We start from the raw sequence: 11,133 nt of genomic DNA on the forward strand, positions 1-11,133 counted from the left end.
AAAGCCGGAATCGGCGGCTACGGGCGCATTCAAAAGCAAGGCGTCGGCGCCGCTCTTTGCGAGTTTTTCGGCGGCGTGTTCTTCAAAGTGGTCGGTTTCCAGTGCGAACCCTACGATCACTTGGTCGTCGCGTTTTTGGGCGACGCTATCTCGTAAAATATTCGGGTTCGGTTCCAGTTCCAGAATCAGCTGGCTGCGGCTATCTTTAATCTTTTCGGTCGCGGCGACTTTCGGACGGTAGTCGGCAACGGCGGCGCAGTGAACGAGCACGCTTGCACTCCTCATTCGTTCAAGGACGGCGTCGTGCATGTCGCGGGCGCTTCTGATTTTAGTCACGTGAACGCCCTTCGGAAATCCGGCCTCCATCGGGCCTGCGACCACTTCGACTTCGAAGCCGTTGGCGTAGAATACCGAGGCTAGCGCCACGGCGGTCTTGCCGCTGCTGCGATTGCTAATATAGCGCACCGGATCGATAGCTTCTTCGGTACGGCCAGCGGTCAAGAGAACTTTCTTGCCGTAGCCAGGAAGGCTTGCGTCTTGTGTCGGCGGAACATCTTGTGCTACAGGAATTGCCGGCGCGGGGGCGTTACGGGGGTGCCCCCCGTTAGATGGGGTAGCGGAAGACGCGCAAGCGGCTGCAGCGAGGGGCAGGCTTGCCCCTTCTAACCATTTCACGATTTCTGCAGGTTCCATCAGGCGACCTTGTCCGACTTCGCCACAGGCAAGCTCACCTGCAGGTGATTCCAGCACGGTCGTGTCTTCAAAGCCGCGCAAAATTTCGAGGTTGCGCTTTACGGCGGGGGAGTTGTACATGGCCACGTTCATCGCGGGCGCAATGACGCGCGGGCACGTGCAGCTCATAAAGCAAAGGCTCACCGGATCGTCGGCGATACCGCAGGCGAATTTACCGATGACATTTGCGGTCGCGGGCACCACCAAATAGAGGTCTGCCCAGCGCGGAAAATCGATATGCTGGAAGGGACGCGCCTCGACGGCTCCGTTCTTCAGGTACACGGGACACTTGGAGAGGCTTGCAAAAGTCAGCGGGGCCACGAATTCGGTCGCCGCCTCGGTCATGCACACGCGCACCTCAGCGCCCTTCTTTTGCAACAGGCGCAATAGCTCGCAGCTCTTGTACACGGCAATGCCGCCCGAGACTCCGAGCAAGATTTTCTTTCCAGCGAGGTTCATGAAATGAAAAATAGAAAAAAGAAATCCCGCGAATAATCGCGGGATTCCTTAAAGCTTTGTGCTTTTGAAGAAGCTAATTAAGCCTCGGCTTCAGCGTCAGCCTTCTTCTTGGTGGCCTTCTTCTTCGGAGCGGCGGCTTCACCGATGGTGGTGCCAGATTCGCCCGGCTTGTGAGAGTCCATCCAAGCCTTGAGCTCGGCGGATTCACGGTTCTTGAAGTAGTCCACCACGGAGAGGAAGATCTTACGGTTGTTGAGATCGATTTCGGTCACGACAGCCGGAACTTCGTCGCCGACCTTGAATGCATCGGCCGGAACCTTGATGTATTCAGCGGTGAGCTTGGAAACCGGGATGAAGCCTTCGATACCGTCAGCGAGTTCAACCACGACGCCGCGGTCGAGCATACGGACAATCTTGCCCTTCACTTCGCTGTTCACCGGATAGGTGGTGTCGATAGAATCCCACGGATCTTCGGTGAGGTGCTTCATGGAGAGGGAAATACGACGCTTTTCCTTATCGACGGCGAGCACGACGCATTCGACCTTGTCACCCTTCTTGACCATTTCGTTCGGGTGGGTGATCTTCTTGGTCCAGGACATGTCGGAAACGTGGATGAGGCCATCAACACCTTCCTTGATTTCGACGAAGGCGCCGAAGGAAGCGATGTTGCGGATTTCACCAACCACGCGGGCACCCGGCGGAAGTTCGGTTTCGATAGAATCCCACGGATCGCTTTCGAGCTGCTTCATGCCGAGAGAGATGCGTTCTGCATCTTCTTCAACCTTGAGCACCACGGCTTCCACTTCCTGACCGACGGTGAGGATCTTGGACGGGTGCTTGACATGCTGAGTCCAGGACATTTCGGAAACGTGGATGAGGCCTTCAACGCCAGAATCCAGTTCAACGAATGCACCGTAATCGGTAATGGAAACAACCTTACCCTTGACGATAGCGCCTTCCGGATAACGTTCGGCGATGTCCTTCCACGGATGCGGCTTAAGCTGCTTCATGCCGAGAGAGATGCGTTCCTTCTTGTCGTTGAAGTCGAGAACCATGACTTCGACTTCCTGGCCGAGCTGGAGCATTTCGGTCGGGTGGTTGATGCGCTTGTAGCTCATGTCGGTGATGTGGAGGAGGCCGTCTACGCCGCCGAGGTCAATGAATGCACCGAAGTCGGTGATGTTCTTGACGATACCCTTGCGAACCTGACCCTTTTCGAGAGTTTCGAGCACGTCGCCACGCTGCTTGTTGCGTTCTTCTTCGAGAACGACGCGGCGAGAAACGACGATGTTGCGGCGAGCCTTGTTGACCTTGATAACCTTGAGGTCGTATTCCTGACCGATGAGGGCGTTGATGTCCGGGATCTGACGGAGGTCGATCTGGGAACCCGGGAGGAAGGCGTCGATGCCGAACAGGTCGACAACCACACCGCCCTTGATACGCTTCGTGAGCGTACCGCGCACGACTTCGTTGTTTTCGAATGCAGCGTGGATGCGATCCCACACGCGAACGAAGTCGGCCTTCTGCTTCGAAAGGATGAGACGGCCGTCTTCATCTTCGAGCTTTTCGACAAACACTTCGATTTCGGAACCGATTTCGAGGGAGTCCGTGTCCTTGAATTCAGCACGGTCAATGACACCTTCGGACTTGTAGTTCACGTCGATCAAGACTTCCTGGTCGTTCACCTGGCTAATCTTGCCAGTGACGAGCTTGCCCTGTTCGAGGCAATCCATGCCGGCGTAAACGTCAGCGTTCTGCTTACGGAAGTCGGGGCTGCATTCGCCCTGAGCGGCGAGGATTTCAGCGAGATCTTCAGCGGTACCGAATTTGAGATTTTGAGACATATTGTTTTATTGGGTTGCGGAACAAAGGATTCAGGCTACGCCACTACACCTACGTAGTCGAGAATCTTTTGAACCTGTTGTTGGATTGAGATGTGTGTAGTGTCAATTTCAATAGCGTCGTCCGCTTTCTTTAACGGGGCGTTTGCGCGGGAAGAATCCAGGCGGTCGCGTTCGACCAGGTTATTGAGGACTTCTTCGAGCGTCACCTTCTCGCCCTTTTCAAGGAGTTCCTTGTAGCGGCGTTCGGCACGGACTTTCACGTCCGTGACCATGAAAAACTTGTACTTGGCATCGGGGAACACGACGGTTCCGATGTCGCGGCCATCCAGGATGCAGCTCTGCTTCTTGCCGATTTCGCGCTGCTGCTTGGTCATGGCGGCACGGACCGACGGGAGTGCGCAGTAGATGCTCACGTTGCTCGATACCTTCATGCCGCGGATTTCGTTTTCGCGGCAGACTCCGTTGATGAGAATGTGGTTTTCGGAATCGAACCCGAGGGTCAGGTTTTCGAGCAATTTGTCCATGGCGGGGCCTTCTTCGGCAGCAAGTCCTGCGTCGAGGGCGGCAAGCGTCACGGCGCGGTACATGGCACCCGTGTCCAGGTAGGTGATACCCAGGGTCTTTGCAACGATTTTTGCAGTGGTGCTCTTGCCGGTACCCGAACCGCCATCAAGGGCGATGACAAAATTTTCGCCATTTTTGCTCATAAGTGGGCGTAAATTTAGAAAAAGGCAGGACCTGCGTCAAAGCGAACATTGAAAAAACTCCGCAAACTAGGTTGCGGAGCTTTTAAATTCAAAATTTATTTTGCGCAAGCGCGAAATTCTAGGCTCGGAAATGCGAACGCAAGCGTTCGCGCTTCACTCGCCTTACGAATTTTTGAATTACTTGTCAGTGAGGACGGCGACGCCCGGCAGCACCTTGCCTTCGAGGAGTTCGAGGGAAGCGCCACCACCCGTAGAGGTGTGGGTCACCTTCTTGTCGGCGCCGTACTTCTTGGCAGCCGTAGCGGTATCGCCACCACCGATCACGGTGATTGCGCCTGCAGCGGTAGCTTCGACGATAGCGTCTGCCATAGCCTTGGTGGCCTTTTCGAAAGCTTCGAATTCGAACACGCCTGCAGGGCCGTTCCAAACGATGGTCTTGGCGGACTTGATAGCGTTCACGAAGAGCTTGGTGGATTCAGCGCCCACATCGAGGCCCATCCAGCCAGCCGGAATGCCTTCGGCGTCAGAAACAGCCTTCGTAGCGGCATCGGCAGCGAACTTGTCGGCAGCGATGTAGTCGACCGGGAGGATGATTTCCTTGCCGGCAGCCTTGGCCTTGGCCATCAGATCCGGAACGAGCTTGGCGCCTTCTTCGTCAAACAGGGAAGAACCGATTTCGATGTTGTTCAGAACCTTCTTGAAGGTGAAAGCCATGCCACCGCCGATGATGATCTTGTCGGCCTTGTCGAGGAGGTTGTTGATGAGTTGGATCTTGTCAGCGACCTTTGCACCGCCGAGGATGGCGAGGAACGGACGCGGAGGATTGTTGAGCACCTGGTCGAATGCCTTGAGTTCCTTGTTCATGAGGAAACCGGCAGCGCGCTGCGGAAGTTCAACACCAGTCATGGAGGAGTGGTCGCGGTGAGCGGTACCGAAAGCGTCGTTCACGTAGACGTCGGCGAGCTTGGTGAGGCTTGCACGGAATGCCTTCACGGCTTCCTTGTCGGCCTTTTCCTTAGTTTCGGTGCCATCGGCGTTCTTGATCTTGCGCTTGCCTTCTTCTTCGATGTGGAAGCGGAGGTTTTCGAGGAGGATGATTTCACCCGGCTTGATAGCGGCGCAGGCAGCTTCGACTTCCGGACCTACGCAGTCGGAGAGGAACTTCACCGGCTTCTTGATGAGCTCTTCGAGCTTCTTGGCGACCGGAGCGAGGGTGTACTTCATGTTCTTTTCGCCATTCGGGCGTCCCAGGTGAGAAGCGAGCACGACGGCTGCACCGTGATCGAGAGCGTACTGGATGGTCGGGAGAGCGGCTTCGATACGCTTGGTGTTGGTGATTTCGCCAGTCACCTTGTCCTGCGGAACGTTGAAGTCAACACGGATGAACACGCGCTTGCCGGCGAGTTCGAGATCTTCGATAGAAAGCTTTGCCATTGTAGCAATCCTCTTTTTAGGGTTAAAATTTTACGGGCTATAATATAGTAAAAGATGGCCGGAAATTAATGGTGACGTGGAACCGAAAAAAAAGTTATAGAGTCTTAAATGTAAACAAAACTAAACGTATTGTGCGCGAGGCTTTTATCCTTTCATAAATGGTTGTTGCAATTACATTATAATTGTGCAAATCCTTTATTTTTTTTATATATTTCAAAAAAAATTAGACCTAATTGGAGTTTTAAATGAAACGTTCCCTTCTTGCAGTCTTATGCTTGTCAGTCGTTTCCGCCTTTGCAGGAGCTTACGATATTGAGGAATTTGCGGCGAAAGATGCCGGCGTCCCCGATGATTATATCGTCGCTGAATTTGGTGGTGAGCTGAAAGTGGCTCCTGCGGAAGAAGTTGCCACTCTTCAGGATGGTCGTCTGGTCGTTCGCCAGAAGTTCGAGGATCCGTTTGGTGAATCTGAAACTTCCTACCAGCTGTACCAGGGTGGTGCCGGTGACCTCAGCTCCATGACCGCCATGACGGCCGAAGGCGTTGACTACTCCAAGCTCGTGACGGCCAAGGTCTATGAAAGACGTGGCATGCCTGCTGACAAGGATGTCGAGAAGGTCTACTTCGACGGCAAGTCCGTTTTCGCTCCGGGCCTCTCTACGGCAATCGTTTTCATTGATGGCTCTCCCGTGACGCTTAAGGGCGAAAGTGCGGAAGAAGAAACTCCTGTTGCCGCTGCAGAACCTGCCGAATCTTCCAGTGAAGAGGAATGCGACGAATATGATCCGGACTGCGAGGAGGAAGATGATGAAGATCTGTCTGCCTACAAGACTTCCGCTCCGGTAGACAATTCTGCTGATGACCGTGATTATGCCGCCAGCGACGCTGCTAGCGATGTCGGTGATCGTTTCGGTATTGCTGACGAAGTCCGTTTCTGGACTGCCGTCGGTCTATCCGCTCTCGCCGTTACGGGTGCCGTACTTGGCATTATCAACCACTCCAAGTCGAACGAAGCCAAGGACGCTTACGACGAACTGGATGAACTCAACAGCAGCATCCTCACCGTTTGTAACGGTGACCGCAACTGCGAAGACATTATGAGTTCGCAGGCCAAGCGAGACAACTGGACGCTTGCCGACTTGCAGAAGCGTATGGACGAGAATAAGAAGACTCAGGATTCTTATGCGTCGGCCCGTAACATCTGGTTCGCCGTCTCTGCAGTCTCCATTGCTGGTGCCGTCGTTCTCTTCGTATGGTAGTCGAGACCGGAAAAATCTCTATACGGGATTTGGAATTCAGCTGCATCATTGGTACGCTTCCCTATGAACGCGAACAGGAGCAGCCGGTTGTCTTGAATATTTCCGTGTGGCTTGATTTTTCTCAAGCTGCACGCAACGAAGATCTTGCTCATTCAATCGACTATGTCCAGCTTGCTGACGATGTGCAGAATTATGTATCCCAGGCCAGTTTTCAGCTAGAAGAAACTTTGGTCTTGGAAACGGCCAAGTATATATTGAACCACTACCCCAAGACGGTCGCGGCGGAAGTTTCTGTCAGAAAACCATTGGCCATTCCGAACAGTGCCGGTGCGGAATCTTGCATCAAGGTGATTCGTTAAGAGCTCGGAAACGAGCTTTTTTAGCTTCTGAACGAACGATAGCGTAGGGCCTCTGACAGGTCCGCTATTTCAACGGAATCGGAATTTCGAAGGTCGGCGATAGTTCGTCCGACCTTTAGTAGTCTGTAGAAGCCTCTTGCGCTTAGGCCCATCTTGTCTGCAGCACTGACGATAAACTTTTCGGTAGCCTGCGACAGCCTGCAGCATTCCTTTGCAAATTCCGAATTCATTTCCGCATTCGACTTGAACCGTGTTCCCTTGAACCGGATTCGTTGAATGTCGCGGGCGGCACAAACCCGTTTGCGAATTTCCGCCGAAGATTCGGCGTTGTTCTTGCGGCCGAATTGCGAGGCTTCGACGGGCGGGACACTCACCTGGATATCGATGCGGTCAAGGAGCGGACCCGAGATTTTTTCCTGGTATCGCTTCCTTGCTTCGGGAAGGCAGGTGCAGGTTCGTTTGGGATCCATGGCATATCCACAGGGGCAAGGATTCATGGCGGCACCCATCATGAAGCGAGCTGGCCAGACGACGGTGCCGCTTGCGCGACTGACGGAAATGGCTCCTTCCTCCATGGGTTCGCGGAGAGCTTCTAGAACATTGCGGTTGAATTCGGGGAGTTCGTCCAGGAAGAGGACTCCGTTGTGGGCGAGGCTTGCCTCGCCCGGCTTTAGCCGGGCGCCACCCCCCACGAGGGAAACCATCGAGGCAGAGTGGTGGGGGGCGCGGAACGGGCGGACCATAACGGGTTTGAAATCTTCTGAATCGCCCGCAGTCCTTGCGCAGGAATGGATGCGCGTCGTTTCGAGAATTTCGAGTTCGGTCATCTCGGGCAGGATTCCTGGCAGGCACTTTGCACAAAGCGTCTTGCCCGCTCCGGGCGAGCCGACGAGTAGAAAGTTATGGGCTCCAGCGGCGGCAACTTCGAGGGCGCGTTTCACGCTTTCCATGCCGACTACATTGTGAAAATCGGGAATGTCTAGCGAACTCTCGGAAATACGGTTTTTGATATTATTGAAACCGGAAGCTTGTACGGCGTGGTGATGAGCTCCGGATTCCATCTGTTCGACACACTCTTTTAGCGAATCTGCGCAGACATAACGGATTCCTTCAACGAGAATGGCTTCCTGTTCGTTGGCACGCGGGATGACGAGAATGTCTTTACCCTTTTTAGATAAACTCATGGCGATGGAAAGAACGCCCCGAACCGGCTTGAGTAGGCCATCGAGCGAAAGTTCGCCCACGAAAACGAGGTGCTCGAGCTGCGGGACCTCGATTTCTCCGGTGGCGACCAGAAGCCCGATGGCTAGCGGCAGGTCCAGGGCGCTCCCTTCCTTCCGTAGGTCCGCGGGTGAAAGATTTACCGTTGTACGGAATCCTGTCACCACCTTGTCTATGGAGCGAATCGCCGAGACGACGCGTTCCCTAGATTCCCTTACGGCATTGTCTGGCAACCCTACCAAAGTGAATCCAGGCAGCCCCTGCGAAGCGTCGACTTCGACGTTCACCGGGACTGCCTTTATTCCAAACAAACAATAAGAACGGATTCTACGAAACATTTTTTGTGGCGCCTTATGCGATAGCGGCCTGGTATTTTTCCAGCACGCAGTTTTGGATATGGTCGCGCAAGTTCCGGGCCATCGGGCAGCAGATGGAACGGAACTCTTCTCCCTTGAAGAATGGATCGAGCGGATAGCTTACGAACAGCCCGTTTTCGCCGTCCATGACGCGGAGCCCGCGGATGAGCATCTGGTCGTTGAGTACAATCGATGCAAGTCCCTTGATGTGTCCCATGGAAGGTCCTTCCTTGAAGGGGTAAACTTGGACGCTGGTGACGGCAAGGCAGTCGAATTCGCCTTTGGCGTTCCATTCCTTTTTCTTTTCGATTTCAGCCATATAGGCCTCCTATGTTTAGTTTGGTTGGGTGTCATTGTAATGCAAATTCCATGCCAAGTTCGAAAAATGGCGAAATTAGCCTAGAAATGATATCGCCGGAGAAACAATAGTTTGCATTGAGGTGATTAATCAGTGATTAATCACTGATTAATCAGTTTTTCTATCTTAAATCACATGCTTCTGATTCCGAATATGAAATGGGCTGCGAACCAGGGAATAGCCCTCCCGTCTGTTCTTGTCGAAACGGAAAAAACGGCGGACTACTTTGCGGTCCATTTTACCATCGAGGAACCGATGGACTGTTTTCGTGCCGAAGTCAAGGAAGACAATGGCTCCAGCTGGGAGGATTCCTGCGTCGAAATATTCCTGCGGGACCCGGCGAATCCTACGGAATACTATAACTTCGAAACGACCAGTCGCGGCTACTTGCTGGCGGCTCACGGACCCGATCGCAATTCTCGCGTCAAGCTGTCTCAGGAACAAATTAATTCAGTCGTGCGAATCAAGCAATTGGCAAGTGTCGCAGGCAATCTGGTGTGCTGGGGGATGACTGTCCAGATTTCTCCGTCTCTTTTTGGCTTGCGGACTTTTGATGGAGTGACTCTTTGCGGAAACATTTACAAGTGTGCCGATAAGGCAAAGACGCCCCATTACCTGAGCGCATTTCCGGTAGAAACAGAAAAGCCGGATTTTCACCGGCCGGAATTCTTCCGCGAATTTTAATTCGGCGGTTATTTCATCTTGATTTTCATTTCAAAGACCTGGCGACCTGCGTCGTCCTCAATCTTCATGTAAGTGGCGCCCATCTTGTCGGCGCGGAATACGGTGACTTCTTGCCCCTCGTGCGTTTCTCCCATGAAGTGCACCTCGAGCATCGAGGGAATGCAAAGTTCCAGATCTTCCGAAGAGAACACGTTCAGCGCGAGCTTCACGTACTCGATGTTGTTCATGTGGTGCGACATGTCGATATGCTGGGGCAGCACCTTCTGGCGGTAAACCTCCACATATTCCGCGGGTTCCACCGGGAACTTCGTGAACTTGTTGTCCATGAACGGTTCCGGGGCGCCTTCCGTCGGGAAGTCGACCGCAGAAAGTTTCACGGGGCGGTGACGTTCAAGGTCAAGGCAGCAGGCCTCCTGCACGGCGAGGATAATCGGTTCGCCTTCCAGCGTCGTGACGGCGGTGTTCTCGTAAGTGCGGATAGGCGCGTTATCGGCGGGGAACGATGTGGTAACCACCTTGTCGCGCCAGAACGGGCGCTGGAAGAACTTGAATTTCGCCTTGTAGATAACCCAGTAGGCACCCTTCTCGTGAACGCAGAAGTTGTCCTGCCTGATGGCGCCGAAATTCTCGGTGAAGTTGTCCTGCACCATGAGCACCGTCTGCGCGATGCCCATCTTGCCCGAAACGTCGATGTATGCCGAGGTGATGGTGCGTTGTTTCTGGAAAACGAGCGGATTCTTTGCAAGTGCGTAAATATCGATCATATTTTTAATATAACAAAAAAGGACCGCCGAGGCAGTCCAGATAAATTAGTTTCCGAAAGTTCGGCTAGATTTTTTTGAGCACGAGCAGGTGACCTGGTGCCTTGGCGGGATCAAGTCGCACAAAGTTCCTGTTGCCACGCCATACGAAACTTTCGTCGGTAATCAGGTCCTTCAAGAAGAAGAAGGAGTCCTGATTGAGTCCGAGCTTTGCCATGTCAAGTTCCACCATGCCTTCCTGGGCGTTTTCCATGTCCATGTTGCATACGCAGAGGATTACGTCGTCACCGGATTTCTTGGAATACACCATCAGCTGGTCGTTGGCGCAGTAGTGGAAGTCGAGGTTGTCGTATTCCTGCAGGGCCACATGTTCCTGGCGGGCGGTGTTCACGCGGCGCACAAAGTCCTGGATGCCGGGGCCCTTCCAGTTGTGGACCTTGTACTGGTACTTTTCGCTGTCGGCAAGTTCTTCCTTGACCGGCGAGGGGATGTTTTCGCACAGCTCGTAGCCGTTGTACATGCCCGTAAGGCTCGAAAGCGTACCCGCGAGGAAGTAGCGCTGCTTGAACGCGTTCGGACCCTTGTAAGCAAGGTACTTCGGGAAAATGTCCGGAGTCGTCGGAAAGAAGATTCCGCGCATGTATTCCTTGGCATCGCTCTGGGTAAGTTCCTTGAGGTATTGCTCGAATTCCCACTTGGCAGAGCGCCATGCGAAATACGTATAGCTCATGTCGAAACCGGACTTTGCGAGGCGATGCATCATCTTCGGGCGCGTGAACGCTTCGGCGAGGAACACGAGTTCCGGACGCTTTTCCTTGACGTCTGCAATCAGCCATTCCCAGAACGGGAAGGGCTTTGTGTGCGGGTTGTCGATACGGAAAATTTCAATGCCCTTGTCGGCCCAGAACAAGATAATGTTTTCGATTTCTTTCCACAGGGCCTTGTAGTTCTTGTTGTAG

Annotated in this window: 10 protein-coding genes and 1 pseudogene; 3 read left to right on the plus strand and 8 right to left on the minus strand. The window is 53.6% G+C overall.

The genetic code is table 11. The annotated features are described in order from the left end of the window. From Q0628_RS09150 to pgk, 4 genes are all read right to left on the minus strand, one after another. The coding region (locus Q0628_RS09150) for a phosphopantothenate--cysteine ligase family flavoprotein (protein WP_298770318.1) at positions 1–1,191 on the minus strand (1,191 nt) is incomplete at its 3' end. A gap of 77 nt (positions 1,192–1,268) precedes the next feature. Beyond that, the gene (gene rpsA, locus Q0628_RS09155; RefSeq protein ID WP_298770321.1) at positions 1,269–3,035 is read right to left on the minus strand and encodes a 30S ribosomal protein S1; all 1,767 of its coding nucleotides are present in this window, start codon (positions 3,033–3,035) and stop codon (positions 1,269–1,271) included. A 35-nt stretch (positions 3,036–3,070) separates the two neighbouring features. Beyond that, positions 3,071–3,742 carry a (d)CMP kinase gene (cmk, locus tag Q0628_RS09160; RefSeq protein WP_298770323.1) on the minus strand — a complete coding sequence of 224 codons (672 nt, stop codon included), beginning with the start codon at positions 3,740–3,742 and terminating at the stop codon, positions 3,071–3,073. Between the two features lie 177 nt (positions 3,743–3,919). Continuing rightward, positions 3,920–5,176, minus strand: coding sequence for a phosphoglycerate kinase (gene pgk / locus Q0628_RS09165; RefSeq protein WP_173340837.1), 1,257 nt, complete (start codon positions 5,174–5,176; stop codon positions 3,920–3,922). Positions 5,177–5,421: 245 nt separating this feature from the next. Between pgk and Q0628_RS09170 the strand changes: the two genes are divergently transcribed. After that, positions 5,422–6,435 (plus strand): hypothetical protein, encoded by a 1,014-nt coding sequence (locus tag Q0628_RS09170; RefSeq protein WP_298770325.1) that lies wholly within the window; start codon positions 5,422–5,424, stop codon positions 6,433–6,435. Further along, positions 6,429–6,794 (plus strand): dihydroneopterin aldolase, encoded by a 366-nt coding sequence (locus tag Q0628_RS09175; RefSeq protein ID WP_298770327.1) that lies wholly within the window; start codon positions 6,429–6,431, stop codon positions 6,792–6,794. The genes Q0628_RS09170 and Q0628_RS09175 overlap by 7 nt, the downstream gene beginning before the upstream one ends. Positions 6,795–6,814: 20 nt before the next feature. Here Q0628_RS09175 and Q0628_RS09180 read toward each other — a convergent pair whose 3' ends face one another. Together Q0628_RS09180 and Q0628_RS09185 are read right to left on the minus strand one after the other, a co-directional pair. Continuing rightward, positions 6,815–8,353 (minus strand): YifB family Mg chelatase-like AAA ATPase, encoded by a 1,539-nt coding sequence (locus tag Q0628_RS09180; protein WP_298770330.1) that lies wholly within the window; start codon positions 8,351–8,353, stop codon positions 6,815–6,817. A gap of 13 nt (positions 8,354–8,366) precedes the next feature. Continuing rightward, positions 8,367–8,690, minus strand: a complete 324-nt coding sequence (locus Q0628_RS09185; RefSeq protein WP_298770332.1) for a SpoVG family protein — start codon at positions 8,688–8,690, stop codon at positions 8,367–8,369. A gap of 174 nt (positions 8,691–8,864) precedes the next feature. On the opposite strand from Q0628_RS09185, the gene Q0628_RS09190 reads away from it, so the two are divergent. Beyond that, positions 8,865–9,413: a carbohydrate-binding family 9-like protein gene (locus Q0628_RS09190; RefSeq protein ID WP_298770334.1), complete on the plus strand. Its 549-nt coding sequence runs from the start codon at positions 8,865–8,867 to the stop codon at positions 9,411–9,413. 8 nt (positions 9,414–9,421) lie between these two features. On the opposite strand, the gene Q0628_RS09195 is transcribed toward Q0628_RS09190, so the two are convergent. Next, positions 9,422–10,177 carry an acyl-[acyl-carrier-protein] thioesterase gene (locus Q0628_RS09195; protein ID WP_298770336.1) on the minus strand — a complete coding sequence of 252 codons (756 nt, stop codon included), beginning with the start codon at positions 10,175–10,177 and terminating at the stop codon, positions 9,422–9,424. A gap of 64 nt (positions 10,178–10,241) precedes the next feature. After that, a pseudogene (locus tag Q0628_RS09200) lies at positions 10,242–11,133 on the minus strand (DUF3416 domain-containing protein); the annotation flags it as partial.

The sequence above is a fragment of the uncultured Fibrobacter sp. genome (assembly GCF_937877005.1).
Taxonomy (GTDB): domain Bacteria; phylum Fibrobacterota; class Fibrobacteria; order Fibrobacterales; family Fibrobacteraceae; genus Fibrobacter.